Origin of the sequence: Methylobacterium sp. Leaf399 (assembly GCF_001424525.1) — a bacterium.
In the GTDB taxonomy this organism is placed as follows: Bacteria; Pseudomonadota; Alphaproteobacteria; order Rhizobiales; family Beijerinckiaceae; genus Methylobacterium.
Window position 1 is genome coordinate 322,459 of sequence record NZ_LMQK01000001.1, and the last position, 24,514, is coordinate 346,972.

Below are 24,514 nucleotides of genomic sequence, written 5' to 3' on the forward strand. Positions count from 1 at the left end.
AGGCGGGAGGTTCCACAAGGAAACGCCCCCTGCGAATCGGCTGTTCCGGCCGCGACATCGGTGCCGTGCGGCACGACTCCGAGCTAGGCATCGCTCTTCAGCACCCGCACGATCTGCGCTATTGTGGCGCCATGGATTCAGGAACCGCCATCGACATTCTCCGTCGCCATGCCGACGAGCTGCAGCGGCGGGGTGTGAGGCATGCTGCCCTGTTCGGCTCGATCGCGCGGGGGGAAGGTCATTCCGAAAGTGATCTCGACGTCATGATCGAGATCGACGAATCGGCCGTCCGGACCGTTTACGATTACGTCGGCGTCATCCAGTTCATCGGGGATCTGTTTCCCATCACGGTGGACGTCGCCAACAAGACCATGCTCAAACCCCACGTCCGCCCGGCGGCGGAGCGCGACGCGATCTATGCTTTCTGAGCGCGGGCAGCGCGCACTGGTCGGCATCATCGAGAACGTGGACGCCGCGCAAGATTTCGTCCGAAACTTGAGTTTCGAGGACTTCGCGGTCGACCGGCGCAATCTTTACGCCGTTACGCGCTGCCTGGAAATCATCTCCGAAGCCAGTCGCAGGCTCGACGAAGCGACACGCAAGCGGCATCCGCATATTCCATGGCGACAGATCGCCGATGCGGGAAACATCTACCGGCACGAGTACGACTTCGTCTCGCCTGCCATGATCTGGCTCACGGTGCACGAAAGCCTGCCGGACCTTCTGGCTGCCTGCACGATGGAGCTATCGTCCACGAGCGACGGGCCATGAACGGCCCGGCATCCCAGTTTTTCCTCATCACTCCGATGGCACGATGACCGACACGGCGCCCCCCGCTCCCGCCCAGACCAAGCCCGTCGGCCCCGGCGACCAGATCATCCTGGTGGACGGGTCGTCGTTTATCTTTCGCGCCTACTTCCAGTCGATCAACCAGGACCAGAAGTACAACACCCGGCCCTCGGACGGCCTGCCCACGGGGGCGATCCGGCTGTTCTGCACCAAGATCGCGCAGTTCGTGCAGGAGGGGGCGGCGGGCATCATGCCGACGCACCTGGCCATCGTGTTCGACAAGTCGGAGGGTTCTTTCCGCAAGGAGCTCTATCCCGACTACAAGGGCCACCGGCCCGATGCGCCCGACGACCTCAAGCGGCAGATGCCGCTGATGCGCGAGGCGGTGCGCGCCTTCGGCCTCGAGCCGATCGAGCTGGAGCGCTACGAGGCCGACGACCTCATCGCCACCTATTCGCGCCAGGCGGAGGCGCGGGGGGCGGGCGTCATCATCGTCTCCTCCGACAAGGACCTGATGCAGCTCGTGGGGCCGCTGGTGCGGTTCTACGACTTCGAATCGGGCGTGAAGGGCAAGCCGGGGCACCGGCCCGAGCGCAACCTCGACCTCGAGGCCATCGTCGCCAAGTGGGAGGGCCTGCAGCCCCACCAGATCGGCGACGCCCTGGCGCTCATCGGCGACACTTCCGACAACGTGCCCGGCGTGCCCGGCATCGGCCTCAAGACGGCGGCGGCCCTCATCAAGGAATACGGCAGCCTCGACGCGCTGCTGGAGCGGGCGGGCGAGATCAAGCAGCCCAAGCGCCGCGAGACCCTGCTGGCGAGCATCGACCAGGCCCGGCTGTCGCGAAGGCTCGTGGCCCTCGAGGAGAACGTGCCGCTGCCGGTGGCGCTGGACGACCTGCGCATGCCCGCCCCCGACCCGCAGAAGCTGGTGGGCTTCCTCAAGGCGATGGAGTTCAACACGCTGACCCGGCGCATCGCCTCGATGCTGCACGTGGACCCGGAGACCGTGAAGCCCGATCCGGGGCTCCTGCCCGGCAAGGACGGCGGCGAGGCGGCTCCGTTCGAGGCAGCGTCCCCCGGCGGCGAGGTCGATCCCTTCGCCGACCTCGGCCTGCCCGACGGTGCGCCCAAAGCCCGCATCCCGGGCGAGGCGACGCCCTCCGCCCTGGTGGCGGCCCGCGCGGCCGAGGCGACCAACCCGATCGACACCACCACCTACGAGACGATCTCGACCCTGGAGCAACTGGACGCCTGGATCGCCGAGGCGCGGGAGGCCGGCGTGGTGGCGGTCGACACCGAGACCGACGCGCTCGACGCCAACAACGCCGGCCTCGTGGGCGTCTCGCTCGCCGTGGCGCCGGGGCGGGCGGCCTACATCCCCTTGAAGCACACCGGCGGCGACGACCTGTTCGGCGAAGGCCTGCTGCCCGGCCAGATTCCCTTCGAGGCGGCGCTCGAAGCCCTCAAGCCGCTCCTGGAAGACGAGGGCGTGCTCAAGGTCGGCCAGAACCTCAAGTACGATTGGGTGGTGCTGGCGCGCCACGACATCCGCATCGCGCCCCTCGACGACACCATGCTGATCTCCTACGTGCTCGACGCCGGCAAGGGCGGCCACGGCATGGACGAGCTCGCCCGGCGTCACCTCGGCCACCAGCCGATCGCCTTCTCGGAGGTGACCGGCACCGGCAAGGCCAAGATCACCTTCGACCGGGTGCCGCTGGACAAGGCCACCGCCTATGCCGCCGAGGACGCCGACGTCACCCTGCGCCTGTGGCGGATGATGAAGCCGCGCCTCGTCGCCGAGCGGCGGGTCGCCGTCTACGAGACGCTGGAGCGCCCGCTGGTGCCGGTGATCGCGCGGATGGAGGCGCAAGGCATCCGCATCGACCGGCAGATGCTCAGCCGCCTGTCGGGCGACTTCTCGCAGATCCTGGTCCGCCTGGAGGAGGAGATCCAGGAGGACGCCGGCGAAAAATTCCAGGTGTCGTCGCCCAAGCAGATCGGCGACATCCTGTTCGGCAAGATGGGCCTGCCCGGCGCCAAGAAGACCGCCAACGGCCAATGGGCGACGCCGGCGACCCTGCTGGAGGAACTCGCCCAGGCCGGGCACGAGCTTCCCAAGAAGATTCTGGAATGGCGCCAGCTCGCCAAGCTGAAGTCGACCTACACCGACAGCCTGCAGCAGCACGCCGACCGCCGCACCGACCGGGTCCACACCTCGTTCTCGCTGGCGGCCACCACCACGGGCCGGCTCTCCTCCTCGGACCCGAACCTGCAGAACATCCCGATCCGCACGGAAGAGGGCCGGCGCATCCGCCGCGCCTTCGTGGCGGCCGAGGGCAACAGGCTGATCTCGGCGGACTACAGCCAGATCGAGCTGCGCATCCTCGCCCACATCGCCGACATCCCGCAGCTGCGCCAGGCGTTCGAGGACGGCATCGACATCCACGCGGCCACCGCCAGCGCGATGTTCGGCGTCGCGCTGAAAGACATGACGAGCGACCTGCGCCGGCGCGCCAAGACCATCAACTTCGGCATCATCTACGGCATCTCGGCCTTCGGGCTGGCCGACCGCCTCGGCATCGGCCGCGAGGAGGCGTCGGCCTTCATCAAGCAGTATTTCGAGCGCTTCCCCGGCATCCGCGCCTACATCGACGACACCAAGGCGCTGTGCCGCGACAAGGGCTACGTCACCACCCTGTTCGGGCGCGTCTGCCACTATCCGCAGATCCGCTCGAACAACCCCAACGAGCGCGCCTCCGTCGAGCGCCAGGCCATCAACGCCCCGATCCAGGGCTCGGCCGCCGACATCATCCGCCGGGCGATGATCCGCATGGAGGACGCGCTTCGCGCCGAGCACCTGAACGTCCGGATGTTGCTCCAGGTCCACGACGAACTGGTGTTCGAGGCCCCCGAGGACGAGGTCGCCGCCGCCCTGCCGGTGATCTCGCGGATCATGGTCGAGGCGCCGGCCCCGGCGTTGACGCTACGGGTGCCGCTGGTGGTGGAGGCGCAGGCGGCCGGAAATTGGGAGGAGGCGCATTGATATCATAGCAGAATCAAGATAAATATTGCGCGTCTTCGTTCTATAAATCGATTAGGAGTTGGTAATTATGATAAATCCGATAAAACTTGATGATATTTACTTCGGAGAACGCGATGCTCTTCACGAGTTTTTGAAGCAAGATAGACAAAAAATAGTGGTTTTGAACAATTCATTCGTCATTCCACCAAGAGTGAAAATGTCTGAGCTAGAATCTGGCGCTAGATATTTGATACTTGGCCCAAAAGGGAGCGGCAAAACAACTCTATTATGGTATCTTAAAAGGCAAGCTTCTAATTCTAAGAGTAGCTTTATATTGTTTAAATCCGAGCTACGAAAAGAGGACAGAGACAAACTAGATAAAATGGTTGATACCATAATTGTGCAAGACCAGCGGAAATTTAAAGTGGAAGCTGATTATAAGGTTGTGTGGGAATGGTATTTAATAAAATCTCTTATCAGTTTGATTGATGACGATGATTTGGTTGACGGGCAAATCATCCTGTCAGACATCAAAAGGCTTCTCGGAATCAAGACAAATCGTTTAAACACTATATATGATAATTTTTACATTAACAAAATTAAAGGCAAGGTGAAGCTTGCTGTCGGCCTAAAAGAGCTAAAATCAGAAATTTCGGGAGAAATTGAAGCTAAAAGATCCAGTGAAGAGATTGATTTACTTGATCTTATACGACTTATACAGAATTTTATTGGAAAAATTCGTCTAAAAAAGGAGCGTTCTATTCGGCTTTATATGGACGAGCTTGAGTTTTTTATGAGCGATGAGGGTGATGGCGAGCGCGATCGACGGCTTGTGCGAGATCTTGTTTTTAGTATAAATTACATAAACACTACGTTTTCAAAAGCGAATATGGACGTCGCCGTTATTGCGAGTTTGAGAACTGAAATCTTAAATTCAATGAGTATAAATAGTCAAGAGGTTGGAAAAATTATAGATGCATTCGGTGTAAAGTTAAATTGGTTTTATGATGAAGTTGAAAATCATAGAGTTTTGAATATATTTCAAAATAAAATACAGCAATCAGAGGTTCTGTCGAATGGGGCATATTCAGAAGATGTCTGGAGTGTTTACTTTCCTAGCCACATCGGGAAGCAACCAATAAAAAGCTATCTTTTAGATTCGGGTCTTCATCGACCTCGAGGTGTGCTGCTGAGACTAATGGCTGCTTTAGAGACTACAAACGAAGATTACTCATTTAAAGAAGAAAACTTTATCAAATCTGAGGAGATATTTGGAAGATATTTGCTTGAGGAATTTAGTGAGGAAATATCAGCTGCATACGATGAAGGGGAACGTGAAGATTTGCTTATGCTTTTTAGAGGGCATAGCTTCGCATTTGATAGAGATGAGCTGAATCAAAGAATTGGCACTGCGTTGATGGGACGGAAAGGAAAGAAATCGCATTTCAAAGATGCGAATGCAGACAACATAATAAAGTTCCTATATCGAATCGGGATGATAGGTAATCAGTTTTATCTTAATAATGAACAGGGTCGCGATTTATCGAGAAATCTCTGGTCATTTCGAGGAGATATTGATCCAATATTGGATAAAAGATTTGTTGTCCACAAAGCAATAAGGAAAGTTTTGCAGACCCAGTAAAATCCCATTGAAGCGACGCCTCTACCTAGAAGGCGTCGTTTTTTAAGTACTGAGCGTAGTAAAAATTCGATACCAAAGATACAGACGCATGAACTAAAAAATTGCCGGCGCATTGCAGCCATGCCCTCCGTACAGGAACACCACCGTTAACCAACCGTTCATGGCGGACGACACGTTCGTTCAACCAGGCGCCGCAAAGGCGCATCAGGAACACTACCGCCATGACCCATCGCCTTCTCGCCGCCCTCGGCCTGCCCGCCGCCGTGCTCGCTACCCCGGCGCTCGCCCAGGAGCCGCTGTCCTTCCGCGTAGCGCCCCAGGTCGATGCCGCCCCCCCAAGCCCGTGACACCTCCGCGTTCCGCGCCGCCGCCCTGTGTTCGGACGCGGTGAGCATCGAGTCGAGCCGCATCGCCCTGGAGCGTTCGCGCAACCACAACGTGCGCAACTACGCCAGGAATGTCCTCGTCGAGCGTGAGGCCACCACCAAGGCGCTGCTGCCCGAGGGCACCTCGCTCACCGCCGGCGGCACCGTGGTCTCCGACGCCAAACCCTTCGAGATCCGCCTCGACAATCCGGTCGGCGTGGTGCTCGCCCCGGTGACGATCTCGGCCGGTATCACCCAGCGGATCGTCGGCGTCGGCCTCGTCGACAACAGCCCCGGCGAACCCGGCCGCCGCGTCGCCATCGGTCCGGAGGGGCAGGCCCGCCTCGACGGCTTCAAGAATGCCCGCAGCGCCCGCGAGTTCGACCGCACTTACGTGCGCCAGCAGGCCCGGTCCGACGCCCGGACGCCGGGGCTTTACGAGGCCTATTCGCGCAACGGCAACAGCGCCCAGGGCCGCGAGTTCGCCAACCAGGCGTGCCCTACATCGCCAACCAGCACGGCCACTCGGCGGTCCTGGCCGACCGCATCGGCGGCTGATCGCGCCACGTTCCTCTGGTAACACAGGAAAGGCCGCCCCTTCCGGGGCGGCCTTTCTGCCGTTCCGAGACCGACCCGATCGGATGGAGCGCGCCGCTGACGTCCAAAAAAATCAGTTCGGCGCCCACGGCACGTAATCGCCCGACGGCACCGGCCGTCCGTCCGGGTTGAGCTGCGAGCCCTTGGGGCGATAGGCGGCCGCCGTGCCGGTCAGGTTCTCGACATGGGGTTTCTGCCACTCGCGCGGGCTGTAGGCCTCCTCGCTCGGGGCGACGTCGCCGTTGTGGCAGAGCCAGGCGCGCCAGCCGGGCGGGACCTTCGAGGCGTCGGCGTAGCCGTTGTAGACCACCCAGCGCCGCTCGGTGCCGACCGAGCGGTCGATCAGCGGGCCTTGCGCCTTGTAATAGGTGTTGCCGGCCTCGTCGGTGCCGACGAGCTGGCCGCTGCGCGCCGTGTAGAGCGCCAGCGACATCGTCTGCCCGTTCCACCAGGTGAAGATGCGCAGGAGCGTGTCCTTGAGAGCCATCGCCGTCGCCTGAAGGGGGCGTAGGCGCCCCGTCTGTGTGATCGCGCGGGACTATGGTGAGGGGGGACGGGGAAGTCCAGTCGCGGCCCGCCCCCGGCCCCGGCTGCGACCGGAATCCCACACCCGGCCGTTAACCAGGCCCGGAGCCCGGCCGATGTCGTCCCGGCCTGTGCGCCGACAATTTTTCCGGGCGGATTCCGCCAAGCGAAAACAGCACTTACCGGTGGCCTCGCGATATCCACAGGATTTGCATCGCCGACACAACATCTAGTCGGGAACGTAGCCGGCGCACACTAGTTGTTGACGCAGGCGGTCCGGTCGCGATACGGTCCTCTCGTCGCCGAAGCGGTCGTATCGAGCGGGCGGCACAACGGTCTTCGTCGTTTTTGCAAGAACGGCGCATCGCGCTTTCGCCGATGCGCGGCGTCGTCACGCCATGACCGCGGCACCGGCCGCGTCGGGGCGCGGCGGCATCGTCGATGGTCCTCGACACCTTAAGGAACACAGGTACATGCGGTTCGAGCGGCGCCACACCACGGCCGGGCAGTCCCCCTACGCCACGATCCCCTTCCGCAAGACCCTGAGCGAGATCCGCAACCCGGACGGCTCGGTCGTCTTCCGGCTGGAGGGCATCGAGGTCCCCGAGAGCTGGAGCCAGGTCGCCAGCGACGTGCTGGCCCAGAAGTATTTTCGCAAGGCCGGGGTGCCCGCGCGCCTCAAGAAGGTGGAAGAGAACGACGTGCCGTCGTTCCTGTGGCGCTCGGTCGCCGACGAGGCGGCGCTCGCTTCGCTGCCCGAGGCCGAGCGCACCGGCTCCGAGACCTCCTCGACGCAGGTGTTCGACCGCCTGGCCGGCTGCTGGACCTATTGGGGCTGGAAGGGCGGCTACTTCACCTCTGAAGAGGACGCGTCGGCGTTCCTCGACGAGCTGCGCTTCATGCTCGCCCGCCAGATGGTGGCGCCGAACTCGCCGCAGTGGTTCAACACCGGCCTGCACTGGGCCTACGGCATCGACGGCCCGGCGCAGGGCCACCACTACGTCGACTACCGCACCGGCGAGCTGACGAAGTCGGCCTCGTCCTACGAGCACCCGCAGCCGCACGCCTGCTTCATCCAGGGCGTCCAGGACGACCTCGTCAACGAGGGCGGCATCATGGACCTGTGGGTCCGCGAGGCGCGCCTGTTCAAGTACGGCTCGGGCACCGGCTCGAACTTCTCGATGCTGCGCGGCGAGAACGAGAAACTCGGCGGCGGCGGCAAGTCGTCGGGCCTGATGTCCTTCCTCAAGATCGGCGACCGGGCGGCCGGCGCCATCAAGTCCGGCGGCACCACCCGGCGCGCGGCCAAGATGGTCATCGTCGACATCGACCACCCGGACATCGAGCAGTACATCGACTGGAAGGTGAAGGAGGAGCAGAAGGTCGCCGCCCTCGTCACCGGCTCCAAGATCGTCTCCAAGCACCTCCAGGCGGTGATGAAGGCCTGCACCCAGTGCGAGGCCGAGGGCGACGCCTGCTTCGACCCCGAGCGCAACCCGGCCCTCAAGAAGGCGGTCAAGGCCGCCCGCAAGGAGATGGTGCCGGACGCCTACACCAAGCGCGTCATCCAGTTCGCCCGCCAAGGCTTCACCAAGATCGATTTCCCCGTCTACGACACCGATTGGGATTCGGAGGCCTACCTCACGGTGGCGGGCCAGAACTCCAACAACTCGGTCTCGCTCACCGACGACTTCCTGCGCGCCGTCGATGCGGATGCCGATTGGGAGCTGAAGGCCCGCACCACCGGCAAGACGACAAAGACGCTGCCGGCGCGCGAGCTGTGGGACAAGATCGGCGAGGCCGCCTGGGCGTCCGCCGACCCGGGCCTGCACTTCAACACCACCATGAACGACTGGCACACCTGCCCGACGGCCGGCCGGATCCGGGCCTCGAACCCGTGCTCGGAGTACATGTTCCTCGACGACACCGCCTGCAACCTGGCATCCGCCAACCTTCTGACGATGTTCGACCGGGGAACCGGCCAGTTCGACGTGGAGGCCTTCGAGCACCTCAACCGCCTCTGGACGGTGGTGCTCGAGATCTCGGTGATGATGGCGCAGTTTCCGTCGCGTGAGATCGCCGAGCTGTCCTACCGCTACCGCACGCTGGGGCTCGGCTACGCCAACATCGGCGGGCTCCTGATGAGCATGGGCCTGCCCTACGACTCGGACAAGGGCCGGGCCATGGCCGGGGTGCTCACCGCGATCATGACCGGCGTGGCCTATGCCACCTCCGCCGAGATGGCGGGCGAACTCGGGGCCTTCGCGGGCTACGACGAGAACGCCGACGCCATGCTCAAGGTCATCCGCAACCATCGCCGGGCGGCGCATGGCGAGGCGGGCGGCTACGAGTTCCTCTCGATCGCCCCGGTGCCCCTCGACATCGCCAACGTGCCCCAGGCGAACCTGGTCGACCGGGCCAGGGCCGCCTGGGACCGCGCCCTCACGCTCGGCGAGGAGCACGGCTATCGCAACGCCCAGGCGACGGTGATCGCGCCCACCGGCACGATCGGCCTGGTGATGGATTGCGACACCACCGGCATCGAGCCGGACTTCGCGCTCGTGAAGTTCAAGAAGCTGGCCGGCGGCGGCTATTTCAAGATCATCAACCGGGCGGTGCCGGACGCCCTGCGCTCGCTCGGCTACCGCGAATCGGACATCGCCGAGATCGAGGCCTATGCGGTCGGTCACGGCTCGCTCGGCCAGGCGCCGGCGGTCAACGCCGGTTCCTTGCGCGCCAAGGGATTCACCGACGACAAGATCGCCGTCATCGAGGCCGGACTGAAGTCGGCGTTCGACATCAAGTTCGTGTTCAACCGCTGGACGCTGGGCGACGACTTCCTGAAGGACGTGCTCAAGGTCCCGGCCGACAGGCTCGCCGACCCGACCTTCGACCTCCTGTCCTTCCTCGGCTACGCGAAGAAGGACATCGAGGCGGCCAACACCCACATCTGCGGGGCGATGACGCTCGAGGGAGCCCCCTTCCTCAAGCCCGAGCACTACGCGGTGTTCGACTGCGCCAACCCGTGCGGGCGCATCGGCAAGCGCTACCTCTCGGTGGAGAGCCACATCCGCATGATGGCGGCGGCCCAGCCGTTCATCTCGGGCGCCATCTCCAAGACCATCAACATGCCCAACGACGCCACGGTGGAGGATTGCAAGAACGCCTACCGGCTGTCCTGGACCCTGGCGCTCAAGGCCAACGCCCTCTACCGCGACGGCTCCAAGCTGTCCCAGCCCCTGAACTCGGCCCTGATCGCCGACGAGGAGGAGGACGCCGAGGAGGCCATCGAGGCGCTGGTGGCCCAGCCCGCCACCGCCAAGGCGGCGCAGCTCGCCGAGAAGATCGTCGAGCGGGTGATCGAGCGCGTCGAGCGCATCCGCTCGCGCGAGAAGCTGCCCGACCGGCGCAAGGGCTACACCCAGAAGGCGGTCGTCGGCGGGCACAAGGTCTACCTGCGCACCGGCGAATACAACGACGGCCGCATCGGCGAGATCTTCATCGACATGCACAAGGAGGGCGCCGCCTTCCGAAGCCTGATGAACAATTTCGCCATCGCGATCTCGATCGGCCTGCAGTACGGCGTGCCGATGGAGGAATACGTCGACGCCTTCACCTTCACCCGCTTCGAGCCGGCGGGTTTCGTGCAGGGCAACGACGCCATCAAGAACGCCACCTCGATCCTCGACTACGTTTTTCGCGAGTTGGCGATTTCGTACCTGGGTCGGATGGACCTCGCCCACGTCGACCCCTCCGAGATCGGCAACACCGTGATGGGCAAGGGCGAGGGCGAGGGCGCGAGGGTCGGCGACAAGCCCGAGCAGGCCGCCTCCACGGTGGTCTCGCGCGGTCTCGTGCGCGGCTCGGCCGACCGCCTCACCCTGATCCAGGGCGGTCCGGCCGGCGGCAGCGTCGGAATCGGCTCGCCGGCCGCCGGCGTCACGGCTCCGGCCGGCGGCGTGGTCCATGCCCTGCGCGGCGCCACGGCCCTGAAGGCGGAACCGGTGGCGGCGGGCCACGCCGAGGCCCTCCTCGACGCCCTCCCCTTCACCAAGGCGGAGCGCACGGTCTCCGACCGGCGCGCGGAGGCCAAGATGAAGGGCTATGTCGGGGAATCCTGCCCCGAGTGCGCGAACTTCACGCTGGTCCGCAACGGCACCTGCCTAAAGTGCGACACCTGCGGCGGCACGACGGGGTGTTCGTGATCACCGCCACTCGTCGGAACGCCGTCTGACACGCACGTCCCGTGTCGCGTTCGGACCATCGGTCCGGCGAACCATGACAGACAGAGGGCGCCGATTCGTCGGCGCCCTCTGTCTGTCTACTGGGACGACCGTCGCGGGAATGGGGGCTGTCTCGAAATAGCTCGGCACAGCCCCCGGGCGAGGTGTCGGCTCATGGCCGATCCGCGAATCGGAAACGGTGCCCGGGCGGGTCGTCGGGCCGACGGGCGGTCGCGATCCGGCCGCGGCCCGCAAACTGCGCCGCCGCCCCTACCCGTCGATGTGCGAGCGCCCTATTGCGCTGGTAATCCGCAGTCGATAGCACGTGATGCCACCAATGTGTCACGTAGCGCGCATAGACGCTCTTGCGTGCAGAATCGACTCAGGATTGGGTTTCGCCGATATGACTTTGCCGTACTCCTTTGCAAGAGCATACGACGGACGTGCTTTAGTCATTTCGGATTTGAACGGCTTTTCTGACACATATTCTATCCAGGCCGGCAACAGCATTTACCCGTTGCATCCGACCAAGGAAAATCTACCGCGCCTGCTGACGGGAGGAAACGTTCTCCTCAACCATGATTTTTCGAATGGCGTCGACAACTGGATAGCCCCCGCCGCTCTTCCGCCGACCGTCAATTTCGGGACCGATTTTTCCGAAGACACGCGCCTCGTCGAAATGTCGGCGGCTTACTTGACCGGCTCTACCGCAAGCCCCTCCTTCAGCGTCGTTTATCGCGACCCCCTGTTCGGCGAAGACATTCCGATCGATGCCGGCAGGATGTACGGCTTCACGGGTTTCTTCGCGGCCCATCGGGCACTGGCGCGTGTCGAAGTCGCGTTCTTGAACGCGGACCAGCACGTCATCGACGTCGTTTCGAGCACGGTCAACGAGCACCTGGGTGGCCCGGACCGTGAGAACTGGCAGTTCGTCGATCTGAGGGGCCAGGCACCTGCCGGCGCGGAAACGCTGCGCCTCGGCATTCGTTTCCTTCGCCATCACAACGGCGTGCGGGGAATGAACTTCTTCGTTTTCTTCACCGACCTCGGTCTTCGCATCGGCAACCAGCCCACGTCGGGTGACGGCGGTGGCTTGGAGGACGGCTGGACCCGCAACCTGCTCGCCGTCATCGGCGGCCAGTCGGATGCCAAGGTCTATCAGGCCGAGCTCGACCTGGATCAGATCAACAGCGAGAGATCGACGGTCTATCTTGTCGCGAATCATCAAAGCCAGGCTGAGCAGGCCGTCGTCTACGACGCCATCTCCATGCAGGATCAGAGCAAGGCGGCGCTGACCATCCTCGGGGGTCGAACCCTCAGGGTGAATCTGGACGGCGTGTCGAACTGCAGCCTGTACTGCGATGGCCTGCGATTGGACGGTCTCGTCAGCTGGGGCGAAATCTCGGAACGATACTTCGTTCTGCCGGAACGATTGCTGGACGGGCAGGTCCATCTCTTCGACGTTCGAGACTTCGCCGGCATCGCGTTCCTGTATCGCGACTACCAGTTCGTCCCCTGCCACGTCACCCCCTGGCACATCCTCCAGGAACATACGGCACCGCGCCTGCCGACCCATCTGGCCCCGGCGGCGGCGGACCGGTATCGCGCGCTCCAGGCCCACCTCAGGCATGGGATGGACGCGACGTTCCAGGGGCGCCTGCACCACGTCCATGGCGTGGTCGTCCAGGGCTTCGATTTCAACAAGAACTTTGCCGAGATCGAATTTCCGCGGCACGCCGACCCGCAGGTCACGATCGTCATTCCGGTCCACAACAAGTTTGAGGTCACGTATTTCTGCCTGTGCGCGCTCCTGCTCGCCCACAACAAGACGTCATATGAAGTCGTGGTGGTCGACGATGGCTCGAAGGACCGAACGCTGAAGCTCGACGCCGTCGCCAAGGGCATCACGATCGTCAGGAACGAGATCGGCCTCGGCTTCATCGGCGCCTGCAACAGGGGCGCGCTCGAAGCCCGCGGCAAGTACGTCCTCTTTCTCAACAACGATACCGAGCCGACGGTCGGCTGGCTCGACGAACTCCTGGCGAGCTTCGATCTCTTCGACACCGTCGGGCTGGCGGGCTCCAAGCTCGTCTATCCCGACGGATCGCTCCAGGAAGCGGGCGGCATCGTCTGGGGAAGCGGCAACCCGTGGAACTACGGGCGCAGCCAGAACCCCCACGAACCGCGCTACTCCTACACGCGCCAGGCCGATTACCTCTCCGGCGCGGCGATCATGCTGCCGCTCGCCGTCTGGAACGAGGTCGGCGGATTCAGCGAGGAGTTCAAGCCGGCCTATTTCGAAGACACCGACCTCGCATTCAAGGTCCGCAAGCACGGCTACAAGACGCTGTATGTCGCCACCTCGGTGGTCTACCATTTCGAGGGCGTCACGGGCGGCACCGACGTTTCGTCGGGGGCCAAGAAGAACCAGGAGATCAACCGGCCGAAGTTCAAGAGCAAATGGGTGAGCGACTATCGCAAGAACGGGCGCGAGGGCGAAACCCCCGACCTCGAGAAGGATCGCGGCATCATCGGCCGGGTCCTGTTCATCGATTTCCAGACGCCCAAGCTCGACACCGATGCCGGAAGCTACGCCGCCATCCAAGAGATGAAGATGGTCCAGGCGCTCGGCTACAAGGTCTCGTTCCTGCCGCAGAACCTCGCCTACCTCGGGCGGCATACCGAGACGCTTCAGCGCCTCGGGATCGAGACCTATTACGCGCCGTTCTACCAATCCATTTCGGAAGTCCTCGAACGGCACGGGCGCGAGTTCGATGCCATCTACATGACCCGTTACTATGTCGCGAGCCATTGCGTCGAACTCGCCCGCCGTCTCGCCCCGCAGGCGAAACTGATCATGAACAATGCCGATCTGCATTTCCTGCGCGAACTCCGCGCCGGTATCAACCTGGGCGATCGCGCGCAGGTGGATCGGGCGCTCCAGGTTCGTGACGACGAACTGGCGGTGATGCGGGATGTCGATCTGACCTTGAGCTACAACGGCGTCGAACATGCCGTCATCATGAGCCACAACCTCGATTCCACCCGCGTCATGTACGTTCCGTGGGTCGAGAAGATCGCGACAAGCGTGGCGCCGTTCGAGGGCCGCTCCGGCGTGGCGTTCCTGGGGGGCTTCAACCACCACCCGAACCGCGAAGCCGTGGCCTTCTTCGTGAAGAGCGTGATGCCGAGACTGAGAAACCTGTCGCCGGCGATGGATTTCAACGTCTACGGAAGCAACGTGTCACCCGACGTCACGGCTTTGGCCGCAAAGGACGTCGTCATCCAGGGATATGTCGAGGACGTCTCCGAAGTCTACGATCACTGCCTCGTGTTCGTCGCCCCTTTGACCAGCGGCGCGGGCATCAAGGGCAAGGTCCTCGGTGCCCTGGCGCACGGCGTACCGTGCGTGCTCTCGCCGTTGGCGGCCGAGGGAATCGGGCTTCGCCACGGCTATGACTGCTTGATCGTCGACGATCCGGCCGATTGGGCGGACGCCGTCACCCGCCTGTCCAAAGACAAGGACCTGTGGACCTTGATGTCCCAGAGGGGACAGGACCTGATCCGCTCGACGTATTCGTTCGAACTGGGCGTCAAGACGATGCGCAAGGCCTTCGAGGCGGTCGGCCTCTACATGCCCTGACCCGTCCCCCGGGGTCCGCCCCGGTTCGGACGCGCTGGTGGAGGGCGCCGGATCCGGCCGGTTGGAAGATCGGCCGGAGTGATTCCGTTTCCGGTCGATCACGTCGTGACGTGGGACATGGGCTTCGTTCGAGCGCCGCGCGGGCTCGCCGATAGGGCCACCGCTTTCATCGGGCGGTGTCCGGGTTCAGCCCGTCCGCGCCAGCGGCGGCGTCCCCCACCCCGACGCGAGGGCGCCCACCTCGACCATCTGGCGCTCGCGGGCGATGAAGGCGGTCGGCATCACGCCCTGCATCTCGGCCTCGATCCGCCGCAGCATCGGGTCGGTGTGGGCCGGGTGCAGGTGGATGATCGCCATGGCGGCGACACCGGCGGCCTGTGCCAGTTCGGCCCCCTTCTGCCAGGTGGAATGGCCCCAGCCGCGGCAGACCGGGTATTCGCCCTCCGTGAACATGCCGTCGTAGACCATCAGGTCGGCGCCGCGCACGAACTCCGTCAGGGCGGGGTCGGGCCAGGGGTCCGAATGCTCGATGTCGCTGATGATGCACAGGCGGCGTCCGCCGTGCTCGAAGCGGTATCCGGTGGAGCCCTGGGGGTGGTTGAGCAGGATCGTCTCCACCCGCATCCCGTCCGAGAACACCAGCGGCTCGCCGGCCCTGAAGCCGTGGTGCGCCAGCTTGGCCGGCATGCAGGCGAGGGTGACCGGGAACAGCGGCGGCGAGAACAGCCGGTCGAGGGCGGCGGTCGCGCAGGCGCCGTCGAGGTTGCCGCAATAGGTGTTCACGGTCCGGTTCGGGTCGAGGATCGCCGGCTTGAAGAACGGCAGGCCGGCGGTGTGGTCGAGGTGGAGGTGGCTGAACAGGAGATCGATCTCCTGCGGCAGGCCGGCGCGGTGGTGCAGCCCGCAGGCGTTGAGGCCCGAGCCGGCATCGAGGATGAACAGGCGCTGCCCGCAGCGGATCTCGAGGCAGGGCGTGTTGCCCCCGAACTCCTGGTAATCGGGCCCGCTCACCGGCGTGGAGCCGCGCACGCCCCAGAACCGGAGCGACAGGCTACGGTCCCCCAGGGCCGCGACTTCGGCGGCGGCCGCCTCGGCCCGGTGATCGCCGAAGGGACCTGTCTCGATGGCGTTGCACTGCGTCATGGACCGTCAACCACTCGCCGCGATCCGTCCGGTCGCGGTCCCATATCCGGTGTTCCGGGCTCGGCCTCTCCTGTGAAGGGCGCCGGTGCCGCGACGGGCCCGGGCACGTCGCACTCCGCCCATCATTGGCCTCATCGGTTTCGTCATCCTGAGGTAGTGATCCGGCCATGCCGCCGATGTGCGTGACCGCACACGGGCCGGAGGCCGGGCGGCGGCTGGCATACCACACGACCGTCACCGTTGCGCAAGCACCTCCACCGCCCGTGCGGGCGCCGGGGCCGCCGGGGGCACCTGTCCGGCCAGGGTGGCGGCCACCACGGTGGGCAGGGTCTGGGCGTAGCGGGTGAGGAGGGGCGCGAACGGCGCGGGCGCCGCGTCGTAGGCGGGCACGAAGGCCGGCGCCCGCCACGGGGCATGGTGCGAGTTACGCGCGATCCAGAGCGACCACACCGCCTCGGCGACCTGCACCGGCGCACGCCGGGCGGGGATCACCACCACCTCCTGCCCGGCGTAGGCCAGGGCCTCGGGCCGGCTGAGCATGCCGACGGCGCCGCCCCGGGCCGAGAAGGCGGCCCAGAACGGATGCTGGCCCCCGTCCGAATAGGTGGTGCGCACGGCCGCCACCCCGTCGGCGACGAGGCCGGCGATGCGCGCGTCCTCCTCGGCGCGGCGGGCGGCCACCTCGCGTTCGCGCTGCGGGTCCCTGGAGGGGGCGAAGACGTAGCGCCCGGCCGCGACCCCGGTCACCAGCTCCTCGCCCGAGGCCTCGAACCGGTCCGACCCCTCCTTCAGTTGGCGCCAGAACGGATACTCCGGGTCGGTGCGGTGGCGGGCGAGGTTGGCCGCCGTCATCCGGAAGGGGAAGGATTGGAACTGGAAGGCCGCCTGGCCGCCGGCCAAGGCATCGCGGGCGATGGCGAACAGTTCGCCGGCGACCGCATCGGTCATGGCGAAGCACCCCATCGAGGAGCACACGCCGTGCACCATCACCGCCGAACCGGTGTAGCCGTGGGCGCGGTCGTAGGCGTTGGGATAGCCGACGTCGAAAGACAGATAGTAGGCCGAGTTCGGGTTCATCTGCGACTTGGCCACCGTGTAGAACCCCTCGGGGGTCTGGCGGTCGCCGGTCTTGCGCTTGGGGCCGAGCTGGCCCGACCAGCGGCAGATCGGATAGGTCTTCACATGCACGAAGCGACCGCTGCCGGCCCGCTTCCAGACCTCGATCTCGGCTTCCTTCTTGTAGGCCCGGAACAGTACCGGCGCCGCGGCGGTGGTGCCCTTGGCGGCCATCAGCGCCAGGGTCGCCCCCGGGATCGGCGCCAAAGCCTTGGCCGGCTGCGCCGCCGCCTCGCGCGCCAGGCCGGCGACCAGGATCAGCAGCGCCCCCACGGCGACCCGCCCGAGCCGGGCCCACGCCACCGCCGCCTGTGAAGAGGAATCCATACGGGCCCTGGGGGAGAAGCGAACCGCCGGCCCGACACCGGACCGGCCAACGCGCGAACGACTTTTAGGTCTTGCATCCCATTGGGGCGGGAAATGGACGGGGGACGTCGCCTAGCGTGCGTGGTTCATGGCATCCAATAAAGGTTCGGAGCCGGCCTCGTTCCACTTCTTCCCGGACGGTGTCAATCAAGGCTTTTTATCGACCGGATTTCTAAAAACGGACAGACCAAAGAGCGGTTCAAAATCAAATCGCCGATCAAACGTTGAGCCAACTCACCCCACCACCGAAACCACCCCCCGCTCCACCCCCAACACCCGGTCGAACGGCGTGTCCGCATCCAAGAACCCCGCGTCCGGCAGGCAGACCACGAGGCCGGTGCCGGCGCGGGCCGTGCGCAGGGCGGTGAGCTTGGCGCGGACGCTGTCGGGCTTCCGGTCCTCGAAGGCGATGGCGACCACCACGATGTCGGGGCGGCGCACGAGGCAGCGGGCGAGGTCGATGGCGATGCGGGTGCGGGCGTCGATGGCGTTTTCGCCGAGACTCGCGCCGCCGCCGCCGAGACCCGGCTCGACCCGGCTCGACAGGCCGAGCCGATAGACGCCGGGCTCGAGCCCTTGTTCAGAGAGGACGCGGCGCACCAGGGCACGCACCCTGACCTCGGCGCCGGCCTCCTCGCCGTTGATGCGGCCGAACAGGATGTTCTCCTCGAAGCTGGCGGCGGGGTTGAGGAGGGCCGGATCGTAGAAGGCGATGCCGGGGCGCAGGTGCGCCGGCATCATCGCCCGGAACGAGTGGCGGGCGGCCACGATCCGGTCCTCGAAGGCGGCGTCGACGAGGCCGAAGCGGTGGCGGGTCTCGCTGTAGAGGAGGGCGAGCCCGATCAGGCGCTCGCGGTCGCGCTGGCCGGCGGGGCCGCGCCGCCAGCCCCGCGCCTCCGGCTGGCGGGCGACGAGGTCCTCGAAGAAGCCGCGCTCGGCCGCGGGAAACAGCGAGAACGCGTCGAACAGGGGGTGGTCGTCGGGCAGGTCGGCGAAGATCTCGACGGTGGAGCGCGCCACCTGCAGCCCGACCTCCACGAGGGGGCGGGTCAGGTCCTCGGCCTCCAGCACCGCGCGCAGGTAGGGGTGGCGGCAGAGGGCGCCTCCGATGAAGGCGGGGTCCACCGGCTCGCCGAACAGGATGTTCTCGCCCACCGTCGCCTGGTGGCCGTAGCGGGCGGGGTCGAACGGTTCGACGAAATGCGCGGCCCCGTCGGCGGCGAGCGCATCGCGCACCGCCTGGCGGGCGGCGACCACGGCCAGCGACAGCAATGGATCGGCCACCGGATCGACGGTACCCTCCAAGCCGCGGGCGTAGACGAAGGCGTCGAGCCCGGTCTGGTGCAGGATGGCGACGAGTTCGGTCTCGGAGGGCACCGCCTCGGGGGCGGCCCCGTAGAGCAGGTTCTGGCGCAGGGTGCCCTCGATCAGGATCGCCTCGGCGCCGGCGAGCGCGATGCGCCGGGCGCGCTCGGCGGGGTCGAGGGCGCGCAGGTCGGTGCCGGCGTAGAGCACCGCGCCGGCGGTGGGCTCGAGCTGGCCCGCCAGGAGGGCGGCGAGCACGCGGCTGCCGCTGCCGGCGCCGCCCAGGATCGCCACGTGGCCGGGCATCGGTACCGTGACGGTGACGCCGGTGAGGCGCTCGCCGGTGACCGGGTCGTAGGCGCCGGCCCCGGCCACCGCCAGAGGCCCCGCCTCGGGAAAGGCCGCACCGGCCGCGCCGGGGGCCAGCCGCGCCTGGAGGCCGCGCAGGCTCAGGGCGATCTCCAGGAACACCGGTGCGGCGGCGACGTGGACCAACCAGAGGCGCAGCACCACCGAGATCGCGACGACGGCGAGCACGAAGGCGCCGCCGGTGGCGGCGAGCGCGCCGACGTCCACGCTCTCGCCCTCGGCCGCCGGCCCGCGCCACAGGGAGGCGGCGAGCGCGATGGCCGGCAACAGGATGCCCAACGCCACGGAGGGCGCCCGCGCGTAGGCCAGGGCCGATTCGGACGCGGTCAGGGCCTCGCGCGCCACCCGCCCCTTGGCGCCGATGCGGGCCCGCTCGAAGGCCGCCGCACCGTGCGCCCGCACCGCCGGCATCCGCCGCACGAGGTCGGCCAGCGCGCGCTCGGCCGCCGCGCTCTCCCGGCGGCGCAGGGCCGAGCGGGCCTCGCTGCGGCGCAGGATCAGCGCCCGGGCGAGCCCGGCCGCGAGCAGACCGAGGGTCACCGCCGGCACCAGGCGCGGCGCGGCGAGATAGGCCAGGATCAGGGTGAGGAGGACCGACCCCATGGCCAACGCCGGGGCCAGGATGCCGAGGCCCAGCAGCATGTCCATCCGCGCGAGCAGCTGGCCGACGAGCTGGGTCAGGCCGCGCACCTCGTCGCGGGCGGCGGCCGGCGCGCGCAGGATCGCATCGGTGACGCGGCCGTTGAGGCGCTGGAGCGCCCGCGTCTGCGCGCGAAAGCACAGCCGCCCCACCGCCCAGCCCAGGGCGGCGGCCAGGGTGGCGGCCAGCGCCAGCCCGACGAGGGCGGCCAGGGTGAGTTCGACCACGGGCAGCGGCCAGCCCGGTAGCAGCACCGTCGGCTCCGCCCGCCCCGGCCAGGCGACGACCACCCGCAGGAACGGCACGATGCCCGCCTTGGGCGAGACCAGCACGGCGACGAGGTCGCGCAGGCACAGCAGGGTCGCCAGCGCCAGCGGGCCGCCAGCCCCCAGGGCGAGGGCGAGGGCGAGGGCGTGCTGGCGTCTCGCGGAATGCCAGGTGAAGAGGATCGGCCCGCGTTCCATCCCTGCCCCTGAGCGCCGCTGTCAGGGCCCCTTAGTGGATTGCGGGTGGGGGGAAAAGCGTGTCGGCGCACCTGACCCGCGCGCCGGTCGCCTCGCGGCATCGCCCCGGGCGCGGTTTTGCCCTACATCGCGTCGTCATGACCGATGCCTTCGCCCTCGACCCGCGCCTCTCCGCCGACACCGTACACCTGGGCGATCTCGCCCTGTGCAGCGTCCTCCTGATGGACGACGCCCGGTTTCCCTGGCTGGTGCTGGTGCCGCGCCGGGCGGGCGCCAGCGAGATCACCGACCTCACGCCGGAGGACGGCGCCGCTTTGATGGCTGAGATGCGCCTCGCGGTGGGCGTGATGCTCGCCCTGGCCAAGCCCGACAAGGTCAACGTCGCCGCCCTGGGGAACGTGGTGCCCCAGCTCCACGTCCACGTGGTCGGGCGGTTCCTGTCGGACCCGGCCTGGCCGGCCCCGGTGTGGGGGGTGGGCACGCCCTCCCCCTATCCGGCCCATGCCCGCGCCCAGATGGTCGAGCGCATCGCCACCCTGTTCGCGGCGGCCTGAGCCGATGGCCGATCGCCCCGACCACGGCCTCGGCTACGCCCGGAGCCGCCTCGTGCGCCACTCGGCCGAGCGCGAGGCGCCGCCGTTTCCGCCCGAGGCCGCCGAGGCGCTGACCGTCTGCGTCGCCCCCGACGGCATCGTGCTGTCCGGCGACACCGCGCTGCTGAGCCACGACCTCGCCCCCGGCGCGGGCGAGCGCAGCCTGACGATCTACCTCGGCCGGGTCGACGGGCGCCCGGTCTTCGCCGCCGCGCTGGCGGCAGAGGCCGGTGGGCGCTTCGACGTCGTTGACCTGCGCTCCCTCGCCTCGGCCGGCCGCGTGGCGCCGGACGAACTCGGGGTGGTGGCCACGGCGCGGTCGTTCCTCTCCTGGCACGCCAGGAACGGCTTTTGCGCACACTGCGGCACCGCGACCGGGGTGGCGGCGGCCGGCTTCAGGCGCGACTGCCCGGCCTGCGGCGCGCATCATTTCCCGCGCACCGATCCGGTGGCGATCATGCTGATCACCCGCGGCGACGCCTGCCTGCTCGGCCGCGGCCCGCATTTCCCACCGGGCATGTACTCGTGCCTCGCCGGCTTCATCGAGCCGGGCGAGACCATCGAGGACGCGGTCCGGCGCGAGAGCTTCGAGGAGGCCGGGGTGAGGATCGGCGCCGTGACCTACCTCGCCTCGCAGCCCTGGCCGTTCCCGTCCTCGCTGATGATCGGGTGCGTCGCCGAGAGCCTCACCGAGGCCATCACCCGCGACGCCGCCGAACTCGAGGACGCGCGCTGGTTCGCCCGCGACGAGGTCACGGCGATGATCGCCGGGGCCCATCCCGGCGGCCTTTCAACGCCGCCACCGATGGCGATCGCGCATCTCCTGATGCGCAGCTTCGTCGCGGGAACGACCGTCGCGGCTTACGAGGAATACTTCACCGAGCAGCCGTAGGGCTTGGAGGTCTTCACGCTCACCGGCTTGCCGGCGGCGACCTCGGTCAGCGCCGCGTCGACGTAGTTCTTGGCGGTCTTGAGGTCGTCGAGGTTGGCGGTGGGCTTGTCGTCGATGGCCCCGTTGTAGACGAGGGTGCCGTCCCCGGTGATGACCACCATCTGCGGCGTGGTGCGGGCGTCGTAGGCCTTGCCGACGGTGCCCGTCGTGTCGAGCACGACGGCGGTGGGCGCGGCACCGCGCTCCTGGGTCAGGCGGTTGGCCTCCTGGCCTTCGACCGCGCCCTGCTCGCCGGGGGCGGAGGAAATCACGGTGAGCCAGACCACGCCGGCCTCGGTCCACTTCTTCTGCAGGGCCTGCATCGCCTGCCCGCCGTACATCTTCTTCACGAACGGGCAGTCGTGGTTGGTCCATTCGAGCACGACGGTCTTGCCGGCGTAATCGGACAGCCGGACGGCTTTGCCGTCGGCATCGGTGGCGGTGAAGACCGGGGCCGGTTTCCCGATCTGGAGGCCCGCGGCCTTCGCGGCAAGCGGCAGGGTCAGCAGGGCGGCGGCAACGGTCAGGGTCAGGCAGCGGCGGCGCGTGGTCGTCATCACTCTCACCTCGTCAAGGTCGCATCGAAAGCCGCGCTGCGGTCGGCGACGGCCAGGGGCAAAGGCTCCAGGGCGGCAAGGACCGCGCCCTGGGTGAGGATCTGCGGCAGCACGGCCGGTCCGGCTCCGCTGCCGTAGAGGAGATAGAGCGGCACGCCGTTGCGGCCATGCTTTTCCAGGAGCCGGGTGATCTCGGGGTTCTGGTTGGTCCAGTCGCCCTTGAGGTAGGTGACGCCGCGCGCCTTGAACGCGGCCTGCACCGCATCGGTGCGCAGCGCCGTGCGTTCGTTGACCTGGCAGGTGATGCACCAGGCCGCCGTCATGTTCACGAACACCGGCTTACCCGCGGCCACCAGGGCGTCCAGGCGGCTCTGGGTGAACGCTTCCGTGCCGCCGGCGACAGCCGTCCCGTCCGCCCGGTCCCGGTCGAGCCCCAGGGTGAGGGCGGCGACCGCCACCAGGGCGGCCACGGCCGCCCCGCGCCCGATCGCCCGCCCGGTCGGGGCGGCCGCGCCGGCCTTCTCCCAGGCCCAGGCGGCGAACCCGACGAGGACGAGGCCGAGGAGGGCCGAGAGCAGCCCGGTCGAGCCGACCTGCTGGGCCAGCACCCAGATCAGCCAGGCGGCGGTGGCGTAGAGCGGGAAGGCGAAGGCGCCCTTGAGCACGTCCATCCAGGCGCCGGGCCGGGGCAGGCGCCGCACCGCCGCCGGCCAGGTGGTGAGCACGAGGAACGGCAGGGCGAGGCCGAGGCCCAGGCTCGCGAACACGGTCAGCGCCACGCCGGCCGGCTGCGTCAGGGCGAAGCCCACCGCCGAGCCCATGAAGGGAGCGGTGCAGGGGGTCGCCACCACGGTCGCAAGGACGCCGGTGAAGAACGAGCCCGACAGGCCGGACTTGCGGGTGAGCCCGTCGCCGATCCCGGCGACCGAGCCGCCGAGGTGGAACACCCCGGACAGGCTCAGGCCCATGGCGAACAGGAGGTAGGCCAGGCCCGCCACCACCAGGGGCGATTGCAGCTGGTAGCCCCAGCCGATCGACGCCCCCGCGCCCTTCAGGGCGATGAGCAGGCCGGCGAGCCCCAGGAACATCGCCAGCACCCCGGCGGTATAGGCCAGCCCATGCAGGCGCACCCGCGCCGGCGGCTCGCCGGAATGGCGCACGAGGCTGAGCACCTTGATCGACAGCACCGGGAAGACGCAGGGCATCAGGTTGAGGATGATGCCGCCGAGGAAGGCGAGTCCGGCCGCCCCCCACAGGGTCAGGTCCGCCTCGGCGGGCGGGGGCGTCGCCACGGCGGCGTCGGCGGCGACGGGCACGGCCGAGGCGGGCGGCGGCGGTGCCTCGCCCAGGGCGAACGACCGGGCCAGGGTCCCCTCCGGCGTCACCTCGTCGAAGGTGAGGACGCCGGGCAATTCGGCCGGGGGGGTCGCCTCGATGGTGGCGCGCGTCAGCGTCAAGCGCAGGCCGCGCCCGTCGACCGCGACATCCTGCGGGGCGGCGTGTTCGACGGCGGTCTCGGCATAGGGGAAGAAGGCGACGTTGCGGATCGCCTCGGGCGTCAGGCCGGAAGCCTCGAGGCTCACCACCAGCCGCTCGCCGTCCCGGCTCAGGGACGAGGGCCACGGCGAGGGTTTGGGCAGCGCCGCGCGGGCCTTGGCGAACAGGGCGCGGTTCTGCGGGTTGGGCGCGGCACTCGCCCCCTCCGGTGCGACGGGGACCGTCAGGCGCAGGTCGGCGGTGCCGGGCACGCATTCGCGCTCGCACACGAGATAGCTGAGGCGGCCCGAAAGGGTCACGGGCTTGCCCGGCGCGAGATCGGCCGGGGGCGTCACCGTCGCGAGCAGCACGACTTCGTTCTCGAAGCCGAAGTTGACGAGGTGTGCCACCGGGATGCGGCTCGGGGTCGGCCAGTCGATGGCGCCGGCCGAAAATCCCTGCGGCAGGGTCCAGGCCATCTCCGGCGGCAGGCCGGAATCGCCGGGGTTGCGCCAGTAGACGTGCCAGTGCTCCCGCATCGCCATGCGGATGCCGATCGCGAACGGCTCGCCCGCCCGGATCGCGCCGGGCTCGGCCACCAGGCTGGCCTTGACGAGATCGGCCGGGAGCTTGAGACCCTGGGCCGAGGCGCCGGACAGGCCGGCGATGGCGATGAGCAAGAGGGCGAGAAGCCGGGTCATCCGCGTCCTTCGGTTACACGCCACTCCTCCCCGCAAGGGGG

16 protein-coding genes are annotated in these 24,514 nt (G+C 67.1%); 10 read left to right on the plus strand and 6 right to left on the minus strand.

Going from position 1 to position 24,514, the window contains the following annotated elements; all coding sequences use genetic code 11:
• Nucleotides 1-65 precede the first annotated feature (65 nt).
• The 6 genes from ASG40_RS01595 to ASG40_RS01610 all read left to right on the plus strand — a co-directional run bounded on the left by ASG40_RS01595 (nucleotide 66) and on the right by ASG40_RS01610 (nucleotide 6,404).
• On the plus strand, nucleotides 66-428 hold the full coding sequence (locus ASG40_RS01595; RefSeq protein ID WP_244480497.1) for a nucleotidyltransferase family protein: 363 nt from the start codon (nucleotides 66-68) through the stop codon (nucleotides 426-428).
• Complete coding sequence (locus tag ASG40_RS01600) at nucleotides 418-771, plus strand: HepT-like ribonuclease domain-containing protein (protein ID WP_055879431.1); 354 nt, start codon at nucleotides 418-420, stop codon at nucleotides 769-771. The genes ASG40_RS01595 and ASG40_RS01600 overlap by 11 nt, the downstream gene beginning before the upstream one ends.
• Before the next feature lie 43 nt (nucleotides 772-814).
• A complete protein-coding gene (gene polA, locus ASG40_RS01605) occupies nucleotides 815-3,838 on the plus strand; it encodes a DNA polymerase I (RefSeq protein WP_055879437.1) in 3,024 nt (1,007 codons plus the stop codon).
• Between the two features lie 67 nt (nucleotides 3,839-3,905).
• Nucleotides 3,906-5,459, plus strand: a complete 1,554-nt coding sequence (locus ASG40_RS20925) for a P-loop ATPase, Sll1717 family (RefSeq protein WP_156387499.1) — start codon at nucleotides 3,906-3,908, stop codon at nucleotides 5,457-5,459.
• A 221-nt stretch (nucleotides 5,460-5,680) separates the two neighbouring features.
• Nucleotides 5,681-5,806 (plus strand): hypothetical protein, encoded by a 126-nt coding sequence (locus ASG40_RS22300; RefSeq protein ID WP_274533811.1) that lies wholly within the window; start codon nucleotides 5,681-5,683, stop codon nucleotides 5,804-5,806.
• Entirely contained in the window at nucleotides 5,784-6,404 is a 621-nt protein-coding gene (locus ASG40_RS01610) for a DUF4142 domain-containing protein (protein ID WP_244480498.1), read from the plus strand. The genes ASG40_RS22300 and ASG40_RS01610 overlap by 23 nt, the downstream gene beginning before the upstream one ends.
• 90 nt (nucleotides 6,405-6,494) lie before the next feature.
• Here ASG40_RS01610 and ASG40_RS01615 read toward each other — a convergent pair whose 3' ends face one another.
• Nucleotides 6,495-6,908: an NADH:ubiquinone oxidoreductase subunit NDUFA12 gene (locus ASG40_RS01615; protein WP_055879443.1), complete on the minus strand. Its 414-nt coding sequence runs from the start codon at nucleotides 6,906-6,908 to the stop codon at nucleotides 6,495-6,497.
• A 511-nt stretch (nucleotides 6,909-7,419) separates the two neighbouring features.
• Between ASG40_RS01615 and ASG40_RS01620 the strand changes: the two genes are divergently transcribed.
• Both ASG40_RS01620 and ASG40_RS01625 read left to right on the plus strand, forming a co-directional pair.
• Nucleotides 7,420-11,151: a vitamin B12-dependent ribonucleotide reductase gene (locus tag ASG40_RS01620; RefSeq protein ID WP_055879446.1), complete on the plus strand. Its 3,732-nt coding sequence runs from the start codon at nucleotides 7,420-7,422 to the stop codon at nucleotides 11,149-11,151.
• Nucleotides 11,152-11,572: 421 nt separating this feature from the next.
• Nucleotides 11,573-14,812, plus strand: a complete 3,240-nt coding sequence (locus ASG40_RS01625) for a glycosyltransferase (protein WP_210168787.1) — start codon at nucleotides 11,573-11,575, stop codon at nucleotides 14,810-14,812.
• A 186-nt stretch (nucleotides 14,813-14,998) separates the two neighbouring features.
• On the opposite strand, the gene ASG40_RS01630 is transcribed toward ASG40_RS01625, so the two are convergent.
• The 3 genes from ASG40_RS01630 to ASG40_RS01640 form a co-directional block, all read right to left on the minus strand.
• Nucleotides 14,999-15,955: an MBL fold metallo-hydrolase gene (locus tag ASG40_RS01630; protein ID WP_082523843.1), complete on the minus strand. Its 957-nt coding sequence runs from the start codon at nucleotides 15,953-15,955 to the stop codon at nucleotides 14,999-15,001.
• A gap of 234 nt (nucleotides 15,956-16,189) precedes the next feature.
• A complete protein-coding gene (locus tag ASG40_RS01635) occupies nucleotides 16,190-17,398 on the minus strand; it encodes a L,D-transpeptidase family protein (RefSeq protein WP_055879453.1) in 1,209 nt (402 codons plus the stop codon).
• Between the two features lie 273 nt (nucleotides 17,399-17,671).
• On the minus strand, nucleotides 17,672-20,215 hold the full coding sequence (locus ASG40_RS01640) for an ATP-binding cassette domain-containing protein (protein WP_055879456.1): 2,544 nt from the start codon (nucleotides 20,213-20,215) through the stop codon (nucleotides 17,672-17,674).
• A gap of 137 nt (nucleotides 20,216-20,352) precedes the next feature.
• Here ASG40_RS01640 and ASG40_RS01645 point away from each other — a divergent pair, with 137 nt between their 5' ends.
• Nucleotides 20,353-20,769 (plus strand): HIT domain-containing protein, encoded by a 417-nt coding sequence (locus ASG40_RS01645; RefSeq protein ID WP_055881080.1) that lies wholly within the window; start codon nucleotides 20,353-20,355, stop codon nucleotides 20,767-20,769.
• Between the two features lie 4 nt (nucleotides 20,770-20,773).
• On the plus strand, nucleotides 20,774-21,700 hold the full coding sequence (gene nudC, locus ASG40_RS01650; RefSeq protein ID WP_055879460.1) for an NAD(+) diphosphatase: 927 nt from the start codon (nucleotides 20,774-20,776) through the stop codon (nucleotides 21,698-21,700).
• Here nudC and ASG40_RS01655 read toward each other — a convergent pair.
• On the minus strand, nucleotides 21,670-22,296 hold the full coding sequence (locus ASG40_RS01655; protein WP_055879462.1) for a thioredoxin family protein: 627 nt from the start codon (nucleotides 22,294-22,296) through the stop codon (nucleotides 21,670-21,672). The genes nudC and ASG40_RS01655 overlap by 31 nt on opposite strands.
• 5 nt (nucleotides 22,297-22,301) lie before the next feature.
• Nucleotides 22,302-24,473: a protein-disulfide reductase DsbD family protein gene (locus ASG40_RS01660; protein ID WP_055879466.1), complete on the minus strand. Its 2,172-nt coding sequence runs from the start codon at nucleotides 24,471-24,473 to the stop codon at nucleotides 22,302-22,304.
• Nucleotides 24,474-24,514: the final 41 nt, after the last annotated feature.

Excerpts from the sequence above, each read along its gene's own strand:
- ASG40_RS01655 (WP_055879462.1), bottom strand. The coding sequence starts at position 22,296 with ATGACGACCACGCGCCGCCGCTGCCTGACCCTGACCGTTGCCGCCGCC.
- ASG40_RS01640 (WP_055879456.1), bottom strand. The coding sequence starts at position 20,215 with ATGGAACGCGGGCCGATCCTCTTCACCTGGCATTCCGCGAGACGCCAG.
- ASG40_RS01645 (WP_055881080.1), top strand. The coding sequence starts at position 20,353 with ATGACCGATGCCTTCGCCCTCGACCCGCGCCTCTCCGCCGACACCGTA.
- ASG40_RS01630 (WP_082523843.1), bottom strand. The coding sequence starts at position 15,955 with ATGACGCAGTGCAACGCCATCGAGACAGGTCCCTTCGGCGATCACCGG.
- ASG40_RS01615 (WP_055879443.1), bottom strand. The coding sequence starts at position 6,908 with ATGGCTCTCAAGGACACGCTCCTGCGCATCTTCACCTGGTGGAACGGG.
- ASG40_RS22300 (WP_274533811.1), top strand. The coding sequence starts at position 5,681 with ATGACCCATCGCCTTCTCGCCGCCCTCGGCCTGCCCGCCGCCGTGCTC.
- ASG40_RS01610 (WP_244480498.1), top strand. The coding sequence starts at position 5,784 with ATGCCGCCCCCCCAAGCCCGTGACACCTCCGCGTTCCGCGCCGCCGCC.
- ASG40_RS01625 (WP_210168787.1), top strand. The coding sequence starts at position 11,573 with ATGACTTTGCCGTACTCCTTTGCAAGAGCATACGACGGACGTGCTTTA.
- ASG40_RS01635 (WP_055879453.1), bottom strand. The coding sequence starts at position 17,398 with ATGGATTCCTCTTCACAGGCGGCGGTGGCGTGGGCCCGGCTCGGGCGG.
- ASG40_RS01600 (WP_055879431.1), top strand. The coding sequence starts at position 418 with ATGCTTTCTGAGCGCGGGCAGCGCGCACTGGTCGGCATCATCGAGAAC.
- nudC (WP_055879460.1), top strand. The coding sequence starts at position 20,774 with ATGGCCGATCGCCCCGACCACGGCCTCGGCTACGCCCGGAGCCGCCTC.
- ASG40_RS20925 (WP_156387499.1), top strand. The coding sequence starts at position 3,906 with ATGATAAATCCGATAAAACTTGATGATATTTACTTCGGAGAACGCGAT.
- ASG40_RS01660 (WP_055879466.1), bottom strand. The coding sequence starts at position 24,473 with ATGACCCGGCTTCTCGCCCTCTTGCTCATCGCCATCGCCGGCCTGTCC.
- ASG40_RS01620 (WP_055879446.1), top strand. The coding sequence starts at position 7,420 with ATGCGGTTCGAGCGGCGCCACACCACGGCCGGGCAGTCCCCCTACGCC.
- polA (WP_055879437.1), top strand. The coding sequence starts at position 815 with ATGACCGACACGGCGCCCCCCGCTCCCGCCCAGACCAAGCCCGTCGGC.